The organism is Hymenobacter qilianensis (genome assembly GCF_014489555.1).
Lineage (GTDB): Bacteria > Bacteroidota > Bacteroidia > Cytophagales > Hymenobacteraceae > Hymenobacter > Hymenobacter qilianensis.
Genome location: NZ_CP060784.1, coordinates 3,876,573 through 3,898,834, shown reverse-complemented (window position 1 = coordinate 3,898,834; position 22,262 = coordinate 3,876,573). Strand labels below are relative to the sequence as shown.

19 protein-coding genes and 3 pseudogenes are annotated in these 22,262 nt (G+C 57.1%); 16 read left to right on the top strand and 6 right to left on the bottom strand.

Annotation, left to right across the window (positions count from 1 at the left end):
- Window positions 1–5: 5 nt before the first annotated feature.
- The gene (locus tag H9L05_RS17580; RefSeq protein ID WP_187732026.1) at window positions 6–623 is read right to left on the bottom strand and encodes a beta/alpha barrel domain-containing protein; all 618 of its coding nucleotides are present in this window, start codon (window positions 621–623) and stop codon (window positions 6–8) included.
- A 191-nt stretch (window positions 624–814) separates the two neighbouring features.
- On the opposite strand from H9L05_RS17580, the gene mnmA reads away from it, so the two are divergent.
- The 9 genes and pseudogenes from mnmA (at window position 815) to H9L05_RS17535 (ending at window position 9,933) form a co-directional block, all read left to right on the top strand.
- Window positions 815–1,987, top strand: a complete 1,173-nt coding sequence (gene mnmA, locus H9L05_RS17575; protein ID WP_187732025.1) for a tRNA 2-thiouridine(34) synthase MnmA — start codon at window positions 815–817, stop codon at window positions 1,985–1,987.
- 78 nt (window positions 1,988–2,065) lie between these two features.
- Window positions 2,066–2,761, top strand: coding sequence for a hypothetical protein (locus tag H9L05_RS17570; RefSeq protein WP_187732024.1), 696 nt, complete (start codon window positions 2,066–2,068; stop codon window positions 2,759–2,761).
- A 317-nt stretch (window positions 2,762–3,078) separates the two neighbouring features.
- On the top strand, window positions 3,079–4,755 hold the full coding sequence (locus H9L05_RS17565) for a S8 family serine peptidase (protein WP_187732023.1): 1,677 nt from the start codon (window positions 3,079–3,081) through the stop codon (window positions 4,753–4,755).
- Window positions 4,756–4,894: 139 nt separating this feature from the next.
- Window positions 4,895–5,206 carry a hypothetical protein gene (locus H9L05_RS17560; RefSeq protein WP_084447429.1) on the top strand — a complete coding sequence of 104 codons (312 nt, stop codon included), beginning with the start codon at window positions 4,895–4,897 and terminating at the stop codon, window positions 5,204–5,206.
- 330 nt (window positions 5,207–5,536) lie between these two features.
- Window positions 5,537–6,001 (top strand): type II RES/Xre toxin-antitoxin system antitoxin, encoded by a 465-nt coding sequence (gene parS / locus H9L05_RS17555; RefSeq protein WP_223284536.1) that lies wholly within the window; start codon window positions 5,537–5,539, stop codon window positions 5,999–6,001.
- A gap of 12 nt (window positions 6,002–6,013) precedes the next feature.
- A complete protein-coding gene (locus H9L05_RS17550) occupies window positions 6,014–6,475 on the top strand; it encodes an RES family NAD+ phosphorylase (RefSeq protein WP_187732022.1) in 462 nt (153 codons plus the stop codon).
- A gap of 233 nt (window positions 6,476–6,708) precedes the next feature.
- Window positions 6,709–7,427, top strand: a pseudogene (rpe, locus tag H9L05_RS17545) (ribulose-phosphate 3-epimerase).
- Window positions 7,428–7,432: 5 nt separating this feature from the next.
- Window positions 7,433–7,654 carry a peptidase associated/transthyretin-like domain-containing protein gene (locus H9L05_RS17540; protein ID WP_187732021.1) on the top strand — a complete coding sequence of 74 codons (222 nt, stop codon included), beginning with the start codon at window positions 7,433–7,435 and terminating at the stop codon, window positions 7,652–7,654.
- Between the two features lie 35 nt (window positions 7,655–7,689).
- Window positions 7,690–9,933, top strand: coding sequence for a TonB-dependent receptor plug domain-containing protein (locus H9L05_RS17535; protein WP_187732020.1), 2,244 nt, complete (start codon window positions 7,690–7,692; stop codon window positions 9,931–9,933).
- 31 nt (window positions 9,934–9,964) lie between these two features.
- Here H9L05_RS17535 and H9L05_RS17530 read toward each other — a convergent pair whose 3' ends face one another.
- The 5 genes from H9L05_RS17530 to H9L05_RS17510 form a co-directional block, all read right to left on the bottom strand.
- Window positions 9,965–10,948 carry a hypothetical protein gene (locus tag H9L05_RS17530; protein WP_187732019.1) on the bottom strand — a complete coding sequence of 328 codons (984 nt, stop codon included), beginning with the start codon at window positions 10,946–10,948 and terminating at the stop codon, window positions 9,965–9,967.
- Window positions 10,949–11,097: 149 nt separating this feature from the next.
- On the bottom strand, window positions 11,098–11,691 hold the full coding sequence (locus H9L05_RS17525) for a helix-turn-helix domain-containing protein (RefSeq protein ID WP_187732018.1): 594 nt from the start codon (window positions 11,689–11,691) through the stop codon (window positions 11,098–11,100).
- A gap of 113 nt (window positions 11,692–11,804) precedes the next feature.
- Window positions 11,805–12,596 (bottom strand): sterol desaturase family protein, encoded by a 792-nt coding sequence (locus tag H9L05_RS17520; RefSeq protein WP_187732017.1) that lies wholly within the window; start codon window positions 12,594–12,596, stop codon window positions 11,805–11,807.
- Window positions 12,597–12,843: 247 nt separating this feature from the next.
- Window positions 12,844–13,422, bottom strand: a complete 579-nt coding sequence (locus H9L05_RS17515) for a Crp/Fnr family transcriptional regulator (protein ID WP_187732016.1) — start codon at window positions 13,420–13,422, stop codon at window positions 12,844–12,846.
- 98 nt (window positions 13,423–13,520) lie between these two features.
- Window positions 13,521–14,351: a DUF2911 domain-containing protein gene (locus H9L05_RS17510; RefSeq protein WP_187732015.1), complete on the bottom strand. Its 831-nt coding sequence runs from the start codon at window positions 14,349–14,351 to the stop codon at window positions 13,521–13,523.
- 604 nt (window positions 14,352–14,955) lie between these two features.
- Between H9L05_RS17510 and hisG the strand changes: the two are divergent.
- The 7 genes and pseudogenes from hisG to hisF all read left to right on the top strand — a co-directional run bounded on the left by hisG (window position 14,956) and on the right by hisF (window position 22,155).
- Window positions 14,956–15,805 (top strand): annotated as a pseudogene (hisG, locus tag H9L05_RS17505) (ATP phosphoribosyltransferase).
- Window positions 15,806–15,939: 134 nt separating this feature from the next.
- Entirely contained in the window at window positions 15,940–17,235 is a 1,296-nt protein-coding gene (gene hisD / locus H9L05_RS17500) for a histidinol dehydrogenase (protein ID WP_187732014.1), read from the top strand.
- Window positions 17,236–17,375: 140 nt separating this feature from the next.
- A complete protein-coding gene (hisC, locus tag H9L05_RS17495; RefSeq protein ID WP_187732013.1) occupies window positions 17,376–18,428 on the top strand; it encodes a histidinol-phosphate transaminase in 1,053 nt (350 codons plus the stop codon).
- A gap of 90 nt (window positions 18,429–18,518) precedes the next feature.
- Window positions 18,519–19,624: pseudogene (hisB, locus tag H9L05_RS17490) on the top strand (bifunctional histidinol-phosphatase/imidazoleglycerol-phosphate dehydratase HisB).
- Between the two features lie 257 nt (window positions 19,625–19,881).
- Window positions 19,882–20,469: an imidazole glycerol phosphate synthase subunit HisH gene (hisH, locus tag H9L05_RS17485; RefSeq protein ID WP_187732012.1), complete on the top strand. Its 588-nt coding sequence runs from the start codon at window positions 19,882–19,884 to the stop codon at window positions 20,467–20,469.
- A 183-nt stretch (window positions 20,470–20,652) separates the two neighbouring features.
- On the top strand, window positions 20,653–21,369 hold the full coding sequence (hisA, locus tag H9L05_RS17480; RefSeq protein WP_187732011.1) for a 1-(5-phosphoribosyl)-5-[(5-phosphoribosylamino)methylideneamino]imidazole-4-carboxamide isomerase: 717 nt from the start codon (window positions 20,653–20,655) through the stop codon (window positions 21,367–21,369).
- Window positions 21,370–21,396: 27 nt separating this feature from the next.
- A complete protein-coding gene (gene hisF, locus H9L05_RS17475) occupies window positions 21,397–22,155 on the top strand; it encodes an imidazole glycerol phosphate synthase subunit HisF (RefSeq protein ID WP_187732010.1) in 759 nt (252 codons plus the stop codon).
- Window positions 22,156–22,262: the final 107 nt, after the last annotated feature.

The following is a 22,262-nucleotide window of genomic DNA, read 5'->3' as shown; positions in this document are numbered from 1 at the left end:
CCCAGCTATTCCGCCTCCAACGCTTCAAAGACCGCTTCTAATTCCTCAAAATCACGCAGGCCCGGCTTGATTTCGTTGCCACCTTCCAGGATAAGGCCAGCTGGGTGAATGGCGTTGAGCAAACCGGCTACATTGTCGGCGGTAATGGCGCCGCTGAGCCACAAAGGGAACTGCGTCGCTGCTTCGGCCAGGGCTTCCTGCCGCGCCTCAGGCAAGTCGTCAATATTCAAGGAGGCGGCCACGCCCAGGCCAGCGGGAAAAATCGGGCTGTACTGAAGCAGCATCTCGTTTCTCAGACTATTGGAAGTGATGAGAAAGAGGGGCGCGTGCAGCAGCGCCGGTACCGAGAGCGGCGCTTCGGGCCGTTGGTGCAGCAGTACTCGCTGTAGGCCGCACTCTTCTACCAGTCGGTTGATTTCGGATACGGGCATCTCGTCAAACTCCCCAATCAGCTCCACACCGGCTACCCAGCCGGCCAGCTCGCGTACGGTAGCAGCATCAACAGCGCCGGGCAGGGCAGGGTCTAGGGTGAAAATCAGGCCGTCGGCGCCCATGCCGGCGCAATAGCGGGCGTCGGAAAGGTTATTGATGCCGCGCACCAGCACGGAAGTAAGCAGAGCCATAATTAGAATAATAGAAGTCCGGCGGGAAGGCAGATCTGGGATTGACGAAGCGCGAAAGTAAGGAATATGAGCTATTGCAGCGCCCGGCATGTACTTTGTACAGCTTAATAGGCGAGTGCTGAACCGTAGGTCGGTGCCAGCTGTTATCTTTGCCATCGCGGCCGGAGCCTTGACCTCACGGGCGCTTCTCTATGACTGAAAATACTTCCTCAACGCCGTCCCCACGCGGGCGCGTTCTCGTCGCTATGAGCGGCGGCATCGACTCATCTGTAGCAGCTGTGCTCTTGCACGAGCAAGGCTATGAAGTGGTGGGCATGACCATGAAAACCTGGGATTACGCCTCGGCGGGCGGCTCCAAAAAAGAAACCGGCTGCTGCTCCCTCGACTCCATCAACGACGCTCGGCAGATTGCCGTTGAGCTCGGCTTTCCCCACTTCATCATCGACATTCGGGACGAGTTTGGTGACTTCGTCATCAATAACTTCACCGACGAATACCTGGCCGGCCGCACGCCTAATCCGTGCGTACTGTGCAACACACACATCAAGTGGGACGCGCTGTTGCGCCGCGCCGATCAGCTGGGTTGTCAGTTTATTGCCACGGGTCATTACGCCAACATACGCCAGGAAAACGGTCGTTATGTGGTGAGCAAAGGCCTGGATGAGAATAAAGACCAGTCGTATGCCCTCTGGGGCGTGTCGCAGGAAAGCTTGGCGCGGACGCTGTTTCCGCTGGGCGGCATGCGCAAAACCGAGATTTACGACGAGGCGCGCCGGCGCGGTTTCACAGAACTGGTTAACAAGCCCGAGAGCTACGAAATCTGCTTTATCCCTGACAACGACTACCGCGGCTTTTTGAAGCGGCGCGTGGAAGGATTGGAGGCGCGCGTGGCTGGGGGGCAATTTGTACTGCGCGATGGCACGGTGGTGGGTACGCACGAGGGCTACCCGTTCTATACGATTGGGCAGCGCAAGGGGCTCGGTATTGCTTTGGGTTTTCCGGCCTACGTCACCGAAATTCGCCCCGACTCCAACCAGGTTGTGCTCGGTAACTTCGACGATCTGGCCAGCACCACGACTGTAGTTGGCAAGCTGAATATGGGCAAGTATGCTTCGCTGGTAGGTATGGGTTTGGTGCCTTCCACCACCAAGATTCGCTATAACCACGACGGTGCCGCCGCCTTCCTCGAACAGATTGGCGACAAAGTATATGCTTATTTTGAGGAGCCTGTTCATGCTGTAACTCCCGGTCAGGCCGCCGTTTTTTACGAAGGCAATGATGTGCTGGGTGGCGGCTGGATTGAGCGCCACGTGATATCTGATCCTACTTCTCAGGCTGAGGCGCTTGCCGGTTCGGCCCTATAATTCTGCTTTTGCATGAGCCACTTCTATCGTTCGCGTTTCTTTAAATTATCTAGGAGTAGACGCGCTTTCATAGCTGGTTTGCTGGCGCTAGGAGTGGCGGGGGCCTGCACCCGCGAAACAGAACCCGGCCCCGACATGGGCCTGGAGTATTATCCGGTGGAGGTGGGAGCGTACCGGATTTATGCAGTGGTAGATTCCATTTATCAGAATAACACGGGCACGGCTACCCGCTTTCAGTTTCGGGAGCGGATAGACGAAACGTTTATTGATGCCGCCGGCGACTCCGTCTACCGGGTGGTGCGGTCGCGCCGTACTACTCCCGCCGCGGCCTGGCGCGACGACAGCGTATTTATTATCAAGACCACCCCGAACACGCTGCTGCTTACCCGTAGCAACCGCCGGACCGTAGAACTAGTATTTCCGGTGCGCACGGGCCGTAAATGGAACTCCAACGCCTACAATTCTGGCGATACGATTACGGCTGAAAAACGGGGCTACGACCGGGTTGGCGAGCCTTTTGAGTTAGCGACTTCTGCCCAGCCCCAGCGCTACGAGCAGACCGTTACGACCGCCGACACAACTGCCTACGATCTGTTTAACCTTAATATTCAACGCCAGGTGTATGCCCGCGAAGTGGGCCCTATCCATCGCTGGCGTCGTCGCTACCAATATGGTTGCCCACCCGGCTCACCCGCCGATTGCTCTTTAGTACCCGGCTACCGACTGGCAGGCAGCTCCCGGGTCGAGGTGTTGATCGAGGCTGGAAAACTGTAGCCATTGGCAGGGTGAAAATAACGTTTGAAGCAACGCCCGATAATGGTAGATTTTATAACTACCGTTGTCGGGCGCTGTTACATATAGGTTGAACTGCTGAGGGGCTTTTTACCGCCCCGATCATGCAACGACTTCGCCGGCATCCGTGTTATTGTCCTACTACATGCAGTTAGGCTTTGTAGGATATTAGTACAGTTTTCAGCATGTGCTGTATGTGGTCTGGGGGGCTTTTTTCTGCTAGCCAGCCGTTGATTTGTTTCTTTTTCTGCTTCTTTTCCGCGCCATTAATGCGACTTTCACTGCTTGTCTTATTCTGGATGGGGCTCAGTAGCCACCTGAGTAGTGCTAATACCCCATCGGGTCCTGCCGGTCCGCCGCAGGTAACGGCCGTGGTGGGTAGGCACTTGGTTTTCTTTCGGGATAAAGCCAATTCTCCTTATAGCATCACGCAGCCGCAAGCGTATTTATCGGCCCGCGCCATTACGCGCCGTACGCGCCAGAATATTGCTATTCAGCCCCGCGATTTGCCCGTCAATCCTGCTTATGTAACCCAGCTGAAGGCAGTGCCGGGCGTGCAGGTGTGGTATACATCGCGCTGGTTTAATGCCGCCGTGGTGGTCTGCGACTCCGCCACGCTGGCTTCCCTTCGCAAGCTTCCTTCGGTGCAGGGCACCCAAACCCTTATTCGGACGCAGGCAGCCGCCGCCGCGCCCATAGCGGCCAATCCGCCGGCTACGGTGCCGCCCGCAACTCCTACGGCGCCGGGGCGTCCTACTTACGGGCCAGCATACGGGCAAGCCCAGATGCTGGGGGCCGTGGCCATGCACGACGCTGGTTTTCGGGGGGAGGGTATCCAGATTGCCGTATTCGACGGTGGCTTTTCGGGCGTTGACCGCCTACCGGCTTTTGCCCCTCTGTTCGAAGAAAAGCGCCTGCTCAGTACATATAACTTCGTAGAAAATAATACGTCGGTGTACGGCCGTAATGAGCACGGAACCCAGTGCTTATCAACGATGGGCGCCAACCAGCCCGGCTTCTTTGTGGGCACGGCTCCTAAGGCCAGCTACCATTTATTGGTTACGGAAGATGTAAAATCAGAGCACCAGGTGGAGGAAGCTAACTGGCTGCTCGCGGCCGAGTACGCCGACTCGGTGGGCGTGGACATTATCAGCTCTTCCCTGGGCTACAACGACTTCGATCAGCCCTCACCTGACTATACCTACTCCGATTTGAACGGCCGCACGGCCCTTTCGTCGCGGGCGGCTACGGTGGCGGCACGCGTGGGGATGCTGGTGGTAAACAGCGCCGGCAATGAAGGCAGCAGCCCCTGGCGCTACGTGAACGCTCCCGCCGACGCAGATTCCATTCTTACAGTTGGCGCTGTCGATTCGGTGCTGCTCCAGCGGGCCGTATTCAGCTCGGTTGGGCCTACGGCCGACGGGCGCATAAAGCCCGCGCTGGCGGCACAAGGGCGAGCTTCGGCTGTGCTGACGGCCGGGGGTACGGTGGTGAATGGCAACGGAACTTCCTACGCTTGTCCTACGCTGGCGGGCCTGGCGGCGGGCTTTTGGCAAGCCAATCCTACGCTTACGGCGCAGCAGGTAATTGCCACGTTGCAGCGCTCCGGCTCCCAAGCCGCCCGCCCCGATAATGAGCTGGGCTACGGCATTCCTGATTTTAGTCGGGCTCAAACCCTTGCCGCCGGCACTCTGCTGCCCGTGGCCGCGCCAACTCCCGCTCCAGGCCAGCTGGCCGTTTACCCCAACCCAACGCGCGATGATGGATTGTTCTTACAGCTCACGCCCGAGTTCCAGAAGGTAGCACTGGTAGTGCGCCTGATCGATGCTCGTGGACGCGTGGTGGTAGAGCAAAAAGTGCCCGCGACCTCCGCTCAGCAGGTAGAACTGCGGCCGGGTATGCTGGCGAAAGGCACCTATACCTGCTCCGTGAGTGCAGGCCGGGTGCGCCGCACTGTGCGTTTCGTGAAGCTTTAAATTCTTTCTCCAAAAAAAGCCCCCAGCAACGGTTTTTCCGGCCTGGGGGCTTTTTTGTGGACTTTTGTTTGCAGTAAAACTGTTATTCTTACCTCAATAGTAGTATTCACTTTCCAACGTTTTTGCTGTGCTTCAACTCATGATTACCAAGCGCATCGGGCGCCGGCAGTTTCACTTCACCGTGCAGGGAGGCAACTTCCACGACGTGGTGTCCGAGTACGACCGCCTGAGTTTCGCCGATGTGCCTGCCTGTGGCCTCTGCGGCTCCGATAACCTCGATCTTACCTCCCGCGTGGCTCAGGATAAATTTAAATACACATCCGTCAAATGCCTCGACTGCCGCGGCGACGTGACCTTCGGCAAAACTCAAAAAGACGACCAAACCGTGTTCCTACGCCGCCGCGAGAATGGCGAATTAGACTGGCAGCCCTGGAAGAAAGGGGAGAAGTAAGGTTGATAAAGAGTATAGTTTGAACGTAGCTCGAAGCATTTGCTTCGAGCTTCTTTTTTGTGCGCTTGTACTTATGTGTTTATCTACTTAAACAAGGCGGTCATGCAGAGGCGGAGCCGAAGCATCTCGCGTGCTAGGGATTATTAATCTAACAGCGCGAGCGAGATGCTTCGCTGCCGCTCTGCATGACGTTCGTGGAGGTTTGTTTTAATAAGGTGATTTGGTTCAAGCTCTGAGTCAATCGACAACATAACCGAACAAAAAGAAAAATTTCCGAGTTAAAGGGAAAATATTCCTAACTTTGGAATAACACCAAGAACTACTTCGATCATGAGCAGCATAGCAACAACTCGCAAAGCAGGCGGAATCGTCAGCCTTCCCATGGCTGGGTCGGAGTTGACGGCGCTTAAGAAGGTGGTAAAAGATTCTTTCTCTTTGGTAATGGCTGCGCGGCAGGGCGTTTCGGCTGCTACGGCTATTGCTGTGGCTGGCTTGCTCCATCTGCACCCTGAGCAGTTGGCTGACATTCTCAACATCACAACCAAAACCTTGCGTACCTACCGCCAAGAGCAGAAAAACCTGAATCCCGCTCACAGCGAGCAGACTCTGAAGCTGCTGGCTTTGCATCTGCGCGGGCAGCAGGTATTTGGCGAAGCCGATGCCTTTGTGCGTTGGCTCGAAAAGCCTTCCTACGGCCTCGATGGGCAAGTGCCACTCACGTTGCTGGAAACCAGCGGTGGTATCGATCTGGTGTTGGAAGAGTTGGATCGGATTGCCTACGGCGACTTGGCTTAAACGCGCAGTAGGGTGGAAGTATACCGTATTTGCTTGGCGGAGTACGCACAGGATTTGTATGCCTCAGGCAACCGCGGACGCTGGAATTCCAAAGGTCATTTCGTGATTTATACGGCCAGTAGTCGGGCGCTGGCATGCCTGGAAAACGTGGTACACCGGGGCGGGGAAGGACTAAATCAGCGGTTCAAGGTGATAGTCATTCAGATTCCCGATGACTTAACCGTGGAGACCATTGCGCTGGAAAAATTGCCCCCCAACTGGCACAAAACCCGCAACTACTCCCTTTGTCAGCCCTTGGGCGACGCGTGGTATGAAGGCAAGACGGCACCTGTGCTGCGGGTGCCGTCTTCTATTATTGCCAGCGAGTTCAACTACATTCTGCACGCCCGCCACCCCGACTTTGCCCGGATCCGCATCAGCAGTCGCGAGGAGTTTGCCTTCGACCCACGGATTAAAGCGGAAAATCAGGAATAATCTCAACAACGACTAACATAAAGGCGGTCATGCAGAGCGGAGCGAAGCAGCTCGCTCAGGCATTTAGGTTAGTAATCCCGCTAAACACGCGGAGCTGCTTCGCTACCGCTCTGCATGACCGCCTTATTTGATGAACGGCTGTTAATCTTCACTTTTGGATAGCAAGTTTAAGTAAGACAATTGTTGAGTGAAAACTGCATCCAAGCTCGCGCCCAAACGCTTACCTTCGCGGTATGACTTCTACCCGCCGCCTAGCCCCATTACTGGCTCCTTCGCTGCTCGCCGCCGATTTTGCCAATCTGCAATTTGAAATTGAGCGGCTCGCCGGCAGCGCCGCCGACTGGCTGCACTGCGACATTATGGATGGCCGCTTCGTGCCGAATATCTCGTTTGGGGTGCCGGTGTTGCAAGCCATTGGCCGGCACGCCAAGCAGCCGTTGGATGTGCATTTGATGATTGAGGACCCCCAGAATTACCTGGCCGCCGTGCGCGATGCGGGCGCAACCAACATCACGGTGCATTATGAGGCTTGCCCGCATTTACACCGCGTCATTCAGCAAATCAAAGCGCTCGGATGCCGGGCGGGAGTGGCGCTGAATCCGCATACGCCGGTATGGCTGCTGGAAGATATTGCGGCCGATCTGGATTTGGTGTGCGTAATGTCGGTGAATCCAGGTTTTGGTGGACAGGCATTTATTCCGAATACCCTGCGCAAAGTGGCCGCTTTGAAGGAACTGCTGGTAGATAGCGGCTCTTCGGCTCTGATTGAGATTGACGGGGCGTGAGCCTCGATAATGCCGCTGCTTTGGTGGAAGCCGGGGCCGATGTGCTGGTGGCTGGTAACTTCGTGTTCGGCTCGCCCGACCCGGTGGCTACGCTGGCTGACCTGCGGGCGCACTTAAGCGAAAGCGAGCTGCTGGAGGATGAATCGGAGGAGAGCCTGAACGCCTGATGCATTTGATTAATCGCCTGATAAACAAGTCCTTTACTCTGTTACTGACCTTGCTGCTGGTACTGGTCGGGGCGGGGGCGATGGCCCAACAAACTGCCACTCGCGTCGTGGTCAGCGGCAGCGTCCGCGACGCGAATGGGCAGCCACTGGAGCTTGTCGATATAGGCGTGGAAGGCCAGCCCGGCGGTACCACCACCGACGCTGGGGGCAATTTTCGCTGCGCGTAACGCCTCCCGCGCCCGGGGCGCCGGCCCCTGTGCTCGTGGCGCGCCGCCTAGGCTACAAAGTGTTGCGCACGCCCCTGGATTTAACCAAAAATGCCCCCCAACGGCTCACACTCGCTACTGATGCCCGCGCCTTGGGCAATGTGACGGTGCGCGGCCGGGGAGAAGGTGCTGATACGCGGGAGCAAGTCAGCCTGACGCGCATCAACCCGCGGGCGGCAAAGGAATTGCCTTCCGCCTTCGGTGATTTCAACAAAATACTGACCACGCTGCCGGGTGTGGTGGCCAACAATGAGCTGACCAGCACTTACTCGGTGCGGGGCGGCAACTACGAGGAAAACCTCGTGTACGTGAACGGCATTGAGGTGTACCGGCCGTTTCTGGTAACGGCTGCCCAGCAGGAAGGCCTGAGCTTTATCAACCCTGATCTGGTGAGCCAGGTGGCGTTTTCGACGGGCGGCTGGCAGCCCAAGTTTGGCGATAAGCTCTCGTCGGTGCTGGATGTGGAGTACAAAACGCCCGCTCGATTTGGCGCCTCGGCCACGGCCAGCCTGGTGGGCGGCACGGCCCACGTAGAAGCCACTTCGCCCAATAAGCGCGTGAGCTATCTGGCCGGAATTCGGTACAAAAATGCTCAGTACGTGCTCCGCTCGCTGCGGCAGGCGCAGGGCGGCTACAACCCCACTTTTTACGACGGCCAACTCTACATCAACGCCGCGCTGGGGGGCAAATCGGAGCCGAACCGGACGACTTTGGGTTTGCTGACGTCGTTTGCCCACAACGATTACCGCTTCACACCCGAAACCGGCCAAAGCACATTCAGCACGGCCACCAACCAGTTTACACGTCTGTTCATCGCTTACGACGGCCGCGAACGGATGCAGTACGACACCTACCAGGGTGGCCTGAATCTGCGCCACGAGTTCAGCCCCAAGTTTACGGGGGAGCTGCTGGCTGGGGGGCTTATTTCGCGGGAACTGGAGTTTCGGGACGTGGAAGCCAGCTACCGCTTCGCCGATATCAACGTTGACCCGAGCTCACCTGACTTCAACCGGCCCGTGCGCATCCGCGACTTGGGCTCGCGCTTCGATCATTCGCGCAACACCCTCAGCGCCCGCCTGGCAACTCTCGAAGCCCGCGGCACCTGGACGCCGACCAGCCGCCACACGGTGCGCTGGGGGGCAAAAGCGGGCCGCGAGCACATCGAGGATACACTGAATGAGTACGGCTTTGTCGATTCGGCAGGCTTTGTGCCCGATGCGCGGAATACTCGCCTGCGCACCGATCTGACGCTTAATAGCGACCGTTATCAAGGCTACGCCCAGCATACTATTACGTTCGATTCGCTGCGCACGCTTACTTATGGAGTGCGCGCGCACTATTGGAGCGTAAACCGCCAGCTGGTATTTAGTCCCCGTGTGCAGTACTCGTTTATTACCCGCCGCAACCCGGAGCTGGCGTTCAAAGTGGCAGCGGGCGTGTATTATCAGCCGCCGTTTTATCGCGAACTGCGTAACCAACTGGGCCAGTTGAACCCGGAGCTGCGGGCCCAGCGCTCCTTGCATGTTATCGCCGGCCAGGATCTGAAGTTTCAGCAGTGGGGGCGGCCTTTCCGCTTCACCGGAGAAGTCTACTTTAAATATCTCACCGACGTGGTGCCCTACGACCTGGACAATGTGCGTCTGCGCTACTTTGCCCGCAACAACGCCACCGCCTACGCCGCCGGCCTCGACGCGCGCGTGGCCGGCGAGTTCGTGCCCGGCACGGAGTCGTGGTTTAGCCTAGGCGTGCTCACCACCCGCGAAAACTTGGACGACGACTTCGTCACCCTGCGCGACGAGGAGGGCAAGGAGATTGGGAGGGAAGAAAAAGGCTACATCCGCCGCCCCACCGACCAGCGCCTGAACGTGGGTATTTTCTTTCAGGACCATCTGCCCAACAACCCTTCAGTAAAGGGCTACGTGAACTTTGTGTTTGGCTCGGGCCTGCCGTTCAGCCCGCCCAACCTGCCTGAAGAGCGCGGCACCACCAAGCTCAGCCGCTCCTACAAGCGCGTCGATTTGGGCGTTTCCAAAGTGCTCACCCTGCGCACCGCCGGCGCTACGCCACGTCGTACGGGTCAGTTAGAAAGCTTGTGGCTGGGTCTGGAAATTCTGAATGTGCTGGCCGCAAACAACGTGGGCGGCTACAGCTACTTGCAGGATGTAAACGGCGACACCTATTCCGTCCCGAATTATCTGTCGCAGCGCCTGGTGAATCTGCGCGTGATTGCGCGGTTCTGATCCACAGGATTAAGCGGCAAGAATCTGGTACTTAGTTGGGTTGTAGGATTCCAAAGCGTCTGCCTTTCACATCCAGAACGATGATTTGGTTCGCGAATGGTTCGTTGCCGAGCATGCCGCCCATGCCGGAAAAGCGCATGAGTACATTCTGAAAGAAAGTAGTGCCTTCGATGTGCGTGACGGTGCCCAGGGGAATTGTCTGGTTGTCAAAGCCAAGCTGAGCCGTACTGGGAACCGTATAGGAAGTGAGCTTTTTGCCCCACGAGTTGACGGAGGCCGCTTGAACAGGAGCCCCGGCTTTGGCTAAATCCTGCCATGTGCTTTCGCTGGTCAGCAAGGCAAAGGCACTGGATCCGGTATCAAACAGGAGTTGTTGGGGCTTGCCTTGCAACTCTGGCGTGAGCTGTACCCGCCGACTTTCAAACGAGAGCGGAACAAACGCAAGGCGCTGGGTAAGGCTATCGGGAATGGCAGTGGAAAGGCGAAATTGCTGGCGAGCGTAGTCGATGAGCAGCACCCGGCCATCCATTATATCAGTGCCCAGGGTACCAATGATAAGATAGTTTTTGCTGTCAGGTGCAGGTAGCTGGCGGGCGCCCATTGGTCTTACCTGTATGCTTCGGGAAGTAATTTGGCCATTGCCTAAACCGAACTGAAAATCAGTTACTGTATCATGGCCTGCCGTGTAGGCGAGGCGCATGGCCGGATATTGCTGCTGAAGGGCCGTGAGTGGGTGGGAGTAGAGTAGGGAGTAGGGTGCCCCCGAATCGAATTGCAGGTAGCAGGTTTGGGCGCAGCCAGGCACAACAACCGGAACGAGTAAAGCCGCATGTGCCACCGGGCGTGTACCCTGCGTATCAGCCAGCCACACAAATGATGAGGCTACAGGCAGGCGAGCTATCTGCAGCTGATTAGCGGGCGCTTCATACATTTTGCGGACGTAGAAGTAGCCACCGATGCCACTAAGGAATAGCAGCGATACTAGAGCAGCGACAATTTTAAGAGCAGGCTTCATGCAGCAGAAGTGAGAGTGATTTGCTGAGCCAAAAGTAGGCGCGCTGTTCCCTCTTACCTTGCGTCAATTTCCCGTCATTTGGCCGCCATTAGCTGTTCTCAGCCTGTAAAGCGCTTTATTGGTAAAATTCGAGACACGAAAATCTTAGCTCAAAGCCGGATCGGGTACAGGTTGAGGTGGCCTTGGCGGAGGCGAAAAGCATTGTAGCAAATGACCCCCACGTTCACCGCATAGGTGACAAACAGGATGCTGAGTAAGCTAAATGGCAACGTTGATTTAGTAGAAAAGCCCCCCACAAGATGCATTGCCACAGCCAGCAAGTAGAGGAAGAAACACCCGACTTGCCACAGAATCTGGAAGCCAACGACCCGGCGACCTAGCTCGGCCACGTCTTGAACCTGGTGCTTGCGGGCCCGCCACAGCACGACCGGCACTATAATATTAAGGAGTGGAAGCAGCAGAAAGCTTAAGGCACTCAGATTGAGCAGCTGCAAAAATTGCGGATCGGGGCGCAAATCCGCTAATGGGACTGCTGGCATTGGCTGTTCTTCTGTCATTTGAAAGTTCGCAATGGAGCTTTCAAGAGCCGTGGCCAGGGCTTGTAAGGTGTACCCTCGGGGCACGGTTTCACCCCGCTCTACCCGCTGAATGGTGCGCAAACTCACGCCCGAGCGCTCGGCCAATACTTCCTGGGAAAAGCCGCGCTCTTTGCGAAGGGCTACGATAGAGCTGGGAGAAAACATACCGGGCCGGTAGATAAAATAGAAGTAGGAGCAAGTATACTTCTTTCGGCTGAGTTGGCACCGGCCAGTGCTACCAGGAAGCGGGCCGCCCGGTAGCACTGGCTTTAGAGGACCTACGTACTCTTTTCCTTATGCACATCCCGAAACCCAAGCATGGGCAGTAGCTGCTCTTCCTTGTCGGCGTCGAAGCCACAGGTGGCGCGGAACTCGCGGGGGTTGCGGTAGGTGGCGAAAAGCATGTCCCACCACACAATGTCGCCGTAGTTGTGGGCGTGTTTCTGGTACTCGTGGTGAATGCGGTGCATTTCGGGGCGCTGAAAAATGTAGCCGATCCACTGCGGGGTGCGCACGTTGGTATGGTAGAAAAACTCGCCCAAGGCCGTGCAGAGCGTATAAATGCCCCCCGCCACCGGCGACAAGCCCAGCAGCGTATATATAAGGAGTCCGCCGAGCAGGGAGTTGGCCGTCATTTCCAGCGGGTGCTTGTAAAAGGACGTGATGACTTCGAGGCGCTGAGGGCTGTGGTGAATCTGGTGGAAGTGCTGCCAGAGAAAGTCAACGGTATGACGCCAGCGGTGCCACCAGTAAAAAATAAACGTGGCCACGAAATAAGCCCCCATTCCGCTCACCACGGGGCTCACGTGTTCCGACAGGTGAAACACAGAGTAAGCCGAAAACCACTTCTCCCAGCTCACGCCGGCCAGCAACACTACCAGCAATTGCAGAAAATTCAGGGCCAGGACGCGCCGCGTCCAGGTTGGTACGGGGGGCAATTTCCAGCCTGGAACGATGCGCTCAAGTATAAAGCAGCCTACGAATACCAGAAAAATGATGAGCAAAGTGGGCGGCGCGCTCCATGTCCAGGTAGGAAATCCGAATTCGCAGGCGAGAAGTAGCAATTGCATGGCCTTTGGGGTTAAGTGAATGACTGATCCAAAGGTGGAGGCATTACCGGAAGGCGAAATTGACGCAGATCAAGTTCGGTGGGGGGCTTTTTATTAAGCTAAACAGTGGTGAATGCGCGGTAGAAACGCAACAGTTGGAATCTCGTCGTTGCTGAAGTTATTTACCCAAGCGGTACATTTACCCAAGCGGTACGGCACCAATCGTTCAACAAGGAGACGCAAAATGGTGCGTCCGTGAAGTGGCCACTTACCGCCGGCCGCGCAGGCGGCTTAGCGTTTCGGGCGTCAGGCCGAGATGGGAGGCAATGTGCTTGAGCGGCACGCGCTGAAAAATGGCCGGAAAATCGGTTAGCAACTGATCGTAGCGAGCGGGCGCCGATTGTAGACGCAGGTTAAGGGTGCGCCGTTCGCTGAGCACGTAATAATTCTCGGTAAGGCGGCGACCAATAGAATTGAACTCCGGAAACTGCTGGTATAGGTGCTGCAACTGCCCATAACTCAACGACCACAGCGTGGCATCTTCCAGCAGCTCCACATATTCCAGCGAAGGCGTTTGGGTGAAGAAGCTGACGATGGAAATGATAAAGTCATTCTCCTTCATAAACCACGAAGACACTTCCCGGCCATCTTTCAGGTAAAACCCGCGCACCACGCCCCGCTCCACAAAATACAACCGATGCGCCACGTGCCCCGGCTCCAGCAGGTGCGTGCCGCGCGGCAGCTGCTCCCGGCGCATCAGCCGCTCCAACTCAGCCCGCAGCTCCGCCGATAGAGGCTGCATGGTTTCCAGCAAAGCAAGAAGGGGCGAGGGCGGCACAATAGGCATCAGTCAGGGGCAAGGAAGTAGCCATCAAATAAATGTAAAACGGGCGCTGGGGGCAAAATCACAGTATTTTGCCCCCAGCGCCCGTTTTTGTTAGTCACTTAATATGCCTTCGCCTGCCAATCAGTGAGGGCCACGCGCATGCCTGGGAGCTGAGCCTTAAATGTGTCGTCGCTTTTGTCGCCGAGCTTAATGGCCTTGCGAGCGTACACGATGGCAGTGCTATAATCTTGCTTGGAAGCCAGCAAACGGGCCTTTATCCAGTTATTGGTGTACACATCCTTCAACCGAATCGACTCATTAATATAGCGTAGAGCCAGCTCGCCTTGAAGGTTGTTCTGCACCAGATAGTCGGCGGCCTGCGCCAGGAGCTGCCAGTTGCTGGGCGCGGCGGCCAGGGTTTGTTGAATGCCTTTCACTACCTGCTCATGCACATTCGTTTCAATGGTCATGCTGACGGTGCGCTTTTCCCAGGATAGGTTGAGGCGGGCCGTCGTCGGCTTTACCTCCGAAAACCAGTACACCAGCGTTTCATACATGGGGGCCGTTTCGGAGGAAACCGGCACCCGAAGCAAATCGTCTTTTGCATCGTAGCCTTCGCTGCCCCAATGCGTGGTTACGCGGTTGAGAATAAGCTGCCAGTCCTGATTATCCTGGGGCAATACATAGAAGGAGTACTTGCCCGCCGGTACGGGCTCACCGTTTATTTTTACCGGGGCCGAAAATGTGATGAGCGTATTTTCGTTGGCGCCCGCCCGCCACACTTGCCCCCACGGTACCAGCTGCCCCCAGATCTGCCGACCCCGAACGCCGGGCGCGTGGTAGTCCACCGACACATCGGTGAGGCCAATAGTTTGCAGCACATATGCCCGCGGGCTAGCCTGCGGCAATGGCAGTTGCGGGATATCGGCTGCTGGCTGCTGTTGTGCCAAGACTGGCGCACTGGCTAGTCCCAGCAACAAGCAGCAAGCGCTGCCAGTCAGCAGTCGGGAGAACGAGCGTGAAAGCAATGACAACATAACAGACAAGGCAACAAGGTGGTGAAATAGGGCGGAAGCGGGAATCTTTTGTTCTATCCGTAACAATAGTGCCAAAGTACTCACCGCACTTACTATATACGCAACAGCAGCTCGACAGAAACTTTTTAGGCCAAAAGTTTTCAAACCTCGTATCTGCGTGTACTTTTGCCCAGCAATCCGCCTTTATGCCCTTCGCCTCGCGCCAGTTTTCCTCCCTAAGCCTCACGGCTGCCCTGCATTCAGGGGCCGTTGCTGGCGTAGGCGCGCCGCATCATCTGCATCACGGGCATCATTCCTCTTTCTAGAGGAATTATACAAGCATATCGTCCCCGTGGGGTGTGCCGCAGTTGGCCACCCGGTTACCCATCAAAGGTGGCCCTGGTCGTTTTGACCTTTTCTGCCCGATTTTAAACCACATTGTAGCCATTTCCTGGTTTTTGTGGTTCTGTTCAGAGAAGTACGAATTTGGCCCCTGCGTCTCTTCTTGCTTTCCCATTTTCCATTTTTATTTGACCCCATGATTCGTCTGGCCATCCAGAAGTCAGGCCGCCTCAGCGAAGATTCCCTGAATCTGATCCGTGAGTGCGGTATTTCCTTCGTCAGCAGCACCTACAAGCTCAAGACCGAAGCCACCAATTTTCCCCTCGAAATCCTGTTTTTGCGCGACGACGATATTCCCGGCTATGTCCAGGACGGTGTGGCTGATCTGGGCATCGTGGGCCAGAATGTGTTGGTGGAAGCTGGCCACCCCGAGCTGGAGGTGGAAGCCCTGGGCTTCAGCAAGTGCCGCCTGTCGTTGGCTATACCCCGGGGGCAAATTATACATCGGTGGCCGACTTGCAGGGCCTGAACATTGCCACCTCGTACCCCGAGATTCTGGGTCGCTATCTGGCCGGCGAAGGCGTACAAGCCCAGCTGCACACCATCAGCGGCTCGGTGGAAATAGCGCCCAGCATTGGCCTGGCCGACGCTATTTGCGACATCGTATCCTCGGGCTCCACGCTGCTAGGTAATGGTTTGCGCGAAGTGGAAACGGTATTTCGCTCGGAAGCAGTCCTTATTGCCACCCAAAATCTGTCGGCCGAAAAGCAGGAGATTCTGGATCAGCTGCGCTTTCGGATGCAGGCCGTGCGCCGCGCCCGCCGCAACAAATACATCATCCTAAATGCCCCCAGAGTGCCTTGGAAGCGGTATTTGCCTTGCTGCCCGGCATCAAGTCGCCCACCGTCACGCCCCTGGCCGAGGAAGGTTGGGTATCGGTGCAGTCGGTAGTAAACGAGGATGACTTCTGGCACATCACCGGCCAACTCAAGGCCGTTGGCGCCGAAGGCATTCTGGTGCTGCCCATTGAAAAAATGATTAGTTAAATGGCTAATGGTTGAATGGCTAAATGGTTAGAAGTTAAATGGTTGATCGTTAAGCGATTGATCACTTAGCAATTCAGCCATTTACTTATTCAACCATCAACCATTTAACCCATAGCCATTTAACCATTTAGTAAATGCAACTCATCCGCTATCCTGAGTTGGCCGAGTGGCCGGCTTTGCAGCAGCGCGCCGCCGCTGGCGAGGCCCGCGAACTGGAAGAACGCGTGCGCCTGATTTTTGAGGATGTGCGCCAGCGCGGCGACGAAGCCCTGTGCGAGTACGGCGCACGGTTCGATGGCGCCATGCTCACCGATTTGCGCGTCCGCCCTGAAGAATTGGCCGCGGCCGCTGCCCAGGTGCCGGTCGCGCTGCAAGCTGCTATTCGGCAGGCGCATGCCAATCTGGTCATGTTTCATACTCTCCAGCGTCCGGTGGAAGAGCGCATCGAGACTATGCCGGGCGTGGAGTGCTGGCGCCGCGCGGTGCCCGTGCAGCGGGTAGGCTTATACATTCCCGGTGGTTCGGCACCATTGTTCAGCACCTTATTGATGCTGGGCGTGCCCGCCCGCCTGGCCGAGTGCTCTGAGATTGTGCTCAGTACGCCGCCCGCTCAGGATGGCTCCGTGAACCCCATTATTCTGTTTACGGCGCAGCTATTGGGTATCACCACCATTGTTAAAGCGGGTGGCGCACAGGCTATTGCGGCCTTATCGGGCGGGACGGAAAGCGTGCCGGGCGTGGATAAAATCTTCGGCCCCGGCAACCGCTACGTCACGGCGGCCAAGCAGCTGGCTACCCGCTACGGCGTGGCTATCGACATGCCCGCCGGCCCCTCTGAAGTGCTGGTTATTGCTGATTCAACTGCCAATCCGGCTTTCGTCGCTGCCGATTTGCTCAGCCAGGCCGAGCACGGCCCCGATTCCCAGGTGTTGCTGCTCACTACTTCCGATTCGGTACTAGCGGCCGTTACGGCGGAAGTGGAGCGCCAGCTGGCCACGCTGCCGCGGCGCGAAGTGGCGGCCCTGGCCTTGCAGGAAAGCCGCGCCATTTTGCTGCGTACGCCCGAGGAAATGCTGTATTTCTCCAATCAGTACGCGCCGGAGCACCTGATTTTGGCCGTGGAGGGCGCCGAGCAATACAGCGCGGGCGTCACCAGCGCGGGCTCGGTTTTTCTGGGCCACCTGACGCCCGAAGCGGTCGGCGACTACGCCTCCGGCACAAACCATACGCTGCCCACCAACGGCTACGCCCGCAACTACAGCGGCGTCTCGCTCGATTCCTTTCTGAAGAAAATTACCTTCCAGCGCCTGACCACTGAAGGCCTGCGCAATGTGGGCCCCATCGTCGAGACCATGGCCGAAGCGGAAGGCCTGCACGCCCACGCCCGCGCGGTCACGTTGCGACTGGAGAGTTTGGACACTTCACATTAAATAAAATAGAACGTCATGCAGAGCGGCAGCGAAGCATCTCGCTCGCGCCGTTAGATTACTAATCTCTCGTCAGCACGCAAGATGCTTCGCTGCCGCTCTGCATGACGTTCTTGTTAAGAAATAGCGTAACTGATTAATCAATGTTTGATTTAGAATCTCTGGTCCGCCCCAATATCCGGGCAATGAAACCGTACTCCTCGGCGCGTGACGAGTTTCAGGGCGACGCGCAGGTGATGCTCGACGCCAACGAAAACAGTCTCGGCAGCGCTGGCCCCGCCACCTTTAACCGTTACCCCGACCCGCAGCAGCGGGCCGTGAAAGCGGAGCTGGCCAAGATCAAAGGCGTAACTGGGGGGCAAATTTTCCTCGGCAACGGCTCCGACGAAGCCATCGACCTGCTCGTGCGTCTCACCTGCGTGCCCGGCCAGGACAGCATCCTGATTTTGCCCCCCACATATGGCATGTACGAGGTGGCCGCCAACCTCAATGATGTAGCCATTCAGCGTCTGCCGCTGACCGCCGATTTTCAACTTTCCCCCGAAGTCGTGGCCGGCATCATCGCCTCGGATGCCAAGTTGGTTTTCGTCTGCTCGCCCAATAACCCGACCGGCAACCTGCTCCACGCCGACGCCATTGAGGAAATCCTGCGCGGCTTCCGCGGCCTAGTTGTGGTGGATGAAGCCTACTCCGACTTCGCCTCCGCGCCCAGCTGGACCACCCGCCTGGCCGAGTTCCCGAACCTGGTGGTTCTGCAAACCTTCTCCAAAGCCTGGGGCCTGGCCGGCCTGCGCCTCGGTATGGCTTTCGCCTCGCCGGAAATCATTGTCTATCTCAACAAAATCAAGCCTCCTTATAATATATCGGAAGCTACGCAGCAGCACGCGCTGGCCGCGCTGGCCGCTGGGGGGCATTTTGACAACCTGCGCAATGATCTGCTGGTGGGCCGGCAGTGGCTGGCCGAGCGCTTGCCCGCAGTAGAAATTGTCGAGGAGGTTTTCCCTTCCGATGCCAACTTCCTGCTAGTGCGCTTCAAGCCCGATGCCACTGCCGTGTACGACTACTTATTGGCGCGCGGTATTGTCGTGCGCAACCGCACTACTCAGCCTGGTTGCGCCGGCACGCTTCGCCTCACCGTGGGCACGCCCGCCGAAAACGAGCAGCTGCTGGCGGCGCTGCGGGAGTTCGCGTATTAAAGTAAATATCCATTGGGGGCTTTTTGCTCCCTGTATCGAGGCATCATCTCACGGGGAACACCGCCAAAGCTTGGTGCTATTTTACAACTCATGAAAAAAGTTCTTTTTATCGACCGCGACGGCACCATCCTCATCGAGCCGCAGCCGAGTCAGCAGATTGATGCGCTGACGCCAGATAAGTTTCAGTTTCTGCCCGGCTCTATCAGCAACCTGGCCCGCATTGCCCGCGAGCTGGATTACGAGCTGGTGCTGGTCAGCAACCAGGATGGCCTCGGCACCACCAGTTTTCCTGAAGAAACATTCTGGCCGGCCCACAACCTGATGCTCGATATTCTGCGGGGAGAAGGAGTGGAGTTTGCCCGCGAGCACGTCGACCGCAGCTTCCCCACGAAAATCTGCCTACCCGCAAACCCGGCGTTGGCATGCTTTCCCAATATCTGGGAAACGAAAGTGGTTACGACCTGCAAAACTCTTTCGTCATTGGCGACCGCCTCACTGATGTAGAGCTGGCCCAGAACCTCGGCTGCCAATCCATACTGCTCCGTGCGGAGGCCGATGAGCGCGCCGCCCTCACCACCCAAAGCTGGGACGAGATCTACCGCTTCCTCCGCCTGCCGGCCCGCACGGCCCTCGTGCAGCGCGACACGAACGAAACCAAAATTCGCGTCGAGCTAAACCTCGACGGGCAGGGCCGTCCCAGCATGCACACCGGCCTGGGTTTCTTCGACCACATGCTCGACCAGCTCAGCAAACACTCGGGCGTCGATATGAAAATCGAGGTACAAGGCGACCTGCACATCGATGAGCACCACACCATCGAGGACACTGCCTTGGCGCTCGGCGAAGCATTCGCCCAAGCTCTCGGCGACAAGCGCGGCCTGGCCCGCTACGGTTTTTTACTACCCATGGACGACGCGTTAGCACAAGCTGCTATAGACTTTTCGGGTCGTCCGTGGCTGGTGTGGGAGGCGGAGTTTAAGCGGGAGCGGGTAGGCGATATGCCAACCGAGATGTTCTATCACTTCTTCAAAAGCTTCTCCGATGGTGCCCGCTGCAACCTCAATATTCAGTGCGCCGGCGACAACGAACACCATAAAATCGAATCCATTTTTAAGGCTGTAGCCAAAGCTATGAAGATGGCCTTAGTGCGTGATGCATCTAAGATGGAGATACCCAGTACCAAAGGGGTTTTGTAAGATTACCCATTTGTTTTAACATTTGGATAATATTCCTAAGTTCATCAGATCATCGTAGAGACGCGTACTCGCGTCTAACCGTCGCGGTCGTTATTTAGGTTAATTATGCAAATGGCGCGCTGCCAGTCGTTCAATGATGAGACGCGAATACGCGTTTTTACACCGTTCTGATGGCCTTGGGCAGACGTGGCCCGCATGATATGGGTTATTGATAATTACTCAAATGTTTAAACAAATGAGTAAATAATAAGTATCAAATGGAAATAGCAGTCATAGATTATAAAGGCGGCAATGTGCAGTCAGTGCTGTTTGCGCTGGAACGCTTGGGATGCCAACCAACTCTCACTGCCGACCCGGAAGTAATACGGCGGGCCGACAAGGTGATCTTCCCCGGCGAGGGTGAAGCGGCCTCGGCTATGCGCGAGCTACGGGCGCAGGGATTGGATAAAGTACTGCCCACGATTACCCAACCTTTTCTGGGGGTATGTTTGGGTATGCAGCTGCTGGGCACACACAGCGAAGAGAACGACGCGACCATGCTGGGTATATTACCTTTTGAGGTAAAACGCTTCCCAAAGCTGCCGGAGTACAAAGTGCCGCACATGGGTTGGAACACGTTGCAGCGGTTGCGCTCTCCACTGTTTGAAGGCCTTGGCGCGGAAGACTACGTATACTTCGTGCATAGCTATTACGCGCCGGTCGGTGACTATACGATTGCCGAAGCGGAATATCCTGCACCCTTCAGCGCGGCCGTACAGCACAAGAACTTCTACGCCGTACAATTTCACACCGAAAAAAGCGGCCCGGTAGGCACGCGGATTCTGGAGAACTTTCTCAAGCTCTAACGTTGAGCTTGTGCTTAGCGCGATAGTAGCGCGAACTTGTAGTTCGCGTTTCGTTGCAATGAATAAGCAAATGTTTCTAAAAATGCCCCCCAGTGTAGGTGTGCAACGAAAGGCGAACTACAAGTTCGCGCTACGACAATCCGACGAAACCCTAAGTGTAAACTTAGCATTCCCATTTGCCAAATGAACATCATCCCCGCCATCGACCTCATCAACGGGCAGTGCGTCCGCCTTACGGAAGGCGACTTCGCCCAGCAAACCACCTACGACGCCGATCCGGTGGCTGTAGCCCAGCGCTTTGAGCAGCAGGGCGTGCGGCGGCTGCATCTGGTAGACTTGGACGGGGCGCGGGCGCGGCATCCGGTCAATCTGCCGGTGCTGGAGAAAATCGCCCGCCACACCCAGCTACACATCGATTTTGGGGGCGGGCTGCAAAGCGAGCAGTCGGTCAGGCAGGCCTTTGATGCGGGCGCGGCGCAGATTACGGCCGGCAGCATTGCCGTCCGCGAGCCGGGCGTGGTGCAGCACTGGCTGACCACGTTTGGGGCCGATAAGATTATCGTGGGGGCCGATTTTCGCCACAACCATATTGCCATCAATGCCTGGGCCGACCAGTCGGAATGGACGCTGAGCGCGTTTATTGGGGAGTACCTGGAGGCCGGCGCTACTACTTTCATCTGCACTGATGTGAGTAAGGACGGCAAGCTGCAAGGCCCCTCGCTGCCCATGTATCAGGAGCTGCGGGAGCAATATCCGCAGGCCCAGCTTGTGGCCAGCGGCGGCGTAACGACCATGCAGGACGTGGAGGCGCTGGCCGCCATTGGCATGCACGGCGCTATTATCGGCAAGGCGTTGTACGAAGGCACCATCACGCTGGAGCAGCTGCAAGCTTTGCTATAAGCTAACTCATACATAAAAAAGCCCCCAATGCTTACCAAACGTATTATTCCCTGCCTCGATGTAAAAGACGGCCGCACCGTAAAGGGCGTGCGCTTCGAGGGCCTGCGCGACGCCGGCGACCCGGTGGCCCTGGCCTCCCGCTACGCCCGCGAAGGCGCCGACGAGCTGGTGTTTCTCGACATCACGGCCACCAACCAGAAGCGCGCTACCCTGGTAGCCCTGGTGCGCGACGTGGCCCGCGAGCTGGACATTCCCTTCACCGTGGGCGGCGGCATCGGTACCGTGGCCGACGTGGAAGCTTTACTCATGAACGGGGCCGATAAAGTCAGCATCAACTCCGCCGCCCTGCATCGCCCCGAGCTGATCGACGAGCTGGCCCGCCGCTTCGGTTCCCAGTGCATCGTAGTGGCCGCCGACGCCCGCTTTCACGAGCCCGAAGGCTGGCAGATTTATACTCGCGCGGGCACGCACAACACCGGCCGCGACGCCGTGCAGTGGTGTCGGGAAGCCGCTGAGCGTGGCGCGGGCGAAATCCTGCTCACTAGCATGAGCAACGACGGCACCAAGGACGGATTTGCGCTGGATATCACCGGGGCCGTAAGCCGGGCCGTATCCGTGCCCGTGGTGGCTTCGGGCGGCGCGGGCAGCAAGCAGCATTTCACGGAGGTATTCCAGAATGCCCAGGCTGATGCGGGCCTCGCCGCCAGCATCTTTCACTTCGGCGAAATCGGTATTCGGGAGCTAAAAGAACACTTGCGCCAGGATGGGATTCCGGTGCGACTGTAGTGCATTGGTATAGCTAAAGTCGAGAAGGAATGAAATGGTTAAGGACTGTCTGCTTGCTGATTCTAGGCGCATGTAATACACCAGATGGTCGTTCCTCGGGGGCAATA

Excerpts from the sequence above, each read along its gene's own strand:
- hisD (WP_187732014.1), top strand. The coding sequence starts at position 15,940 with ATGCAACTCATCCGCTATCCTGAGTTGGCCGAGTGGCCGGCTTTGCAG.
- H9L05_RS17525 (WP_187732018.1), bottom strand. The coding sequence starts at position 11,691 with ATGTTTTCTCCCAGCTCTATCGTAGCCCTTCGCAAAGAGCGCGGCTTT.
- mnmA (WP_187732025.1), top strand. The coding sequence starts at position 815 with ATGACTGAAAATACTTCCTCAACGCCGTCCCCACGCGGGCGCGTTCTC.
- H9L05_RS17560 (WP_084447429.1), top strand. The coding sequence starts at position 4,895 with ATGATTACCAAGCGCATCGGGCGCCGGCAGTTTCACTTCACCGTGCAG.
- hisA (WP_187732011.1), top strand. The coding sequence starts at position 20,653 with ATGAACATCATCCCCGCCATCGACCTCATCAACGGGCAGTGCGTCCGC.
- H9L05_RS17565 (WP_187732023.1), top strand. The coding sequence starts at position 3,079 with ATGGGGCTCAGTAGCCACCTGAGTAGTGCTAATACCCCATCGGGTCCT.
- H9L05_RS17580 (WP_187732026.1), bottom strand. The coding sequence starts at position 623 with ATGGCTCTGCTTACTTCCGTGCTGGTGCGCGGCATCAATAACCTTTCC.
- H9L05_RS17520 (WP_187732017.1), bottom strand. The coding sequence starts at position 12,596 with ATGCAATTGCTACTTCTCGCCTGCGAATTCGGATTTCCTACCTGGACA.
- parS (WP_223284536.1), top strand. The coding sequence starts at position 5,537 with ATGAGCAGCATAGCAACAACTCGCAAAGCAGGCGGAATCGTCAGCCTT.
- hisF (WP_187732010.1), top strand. The coding sequence starts at position 21,397 with ATGCTTACCAAACGTATTATTCCCTGCCTCGATGTAAAAGACGGCCGC.
- H9L05_RS17515 (WP_187732016.1), bottom strand. The coding sequence starts at position 13,422 with ATGCCTATTGTGCCGCCCTCGCCCCTTCTTGCTTTGCTGGAAACCATG.
- hisC (WP_187732013.1), top strand. The coding sequence starts at position 17,376 with ATGTTTGATTTAGAATCTCTGGTCCGCCCCAATATCCGGGCAATGAAA.
- H9L05_RS17530 (WP_187732019.1), bottom strand. The coding sequence starts at position 10,948 with ATGAAGCCTGCTCTTAAAATTGTCGCTGCTCTAGTATCGCTGCTATTC.
- hisH (WP_187732012.1), top strand. The coding sequence starts at position 19,882 with ATGGAAATAGCAGTCATAGATTATAAAGGCGGCAATGTGCAGTCAGTG.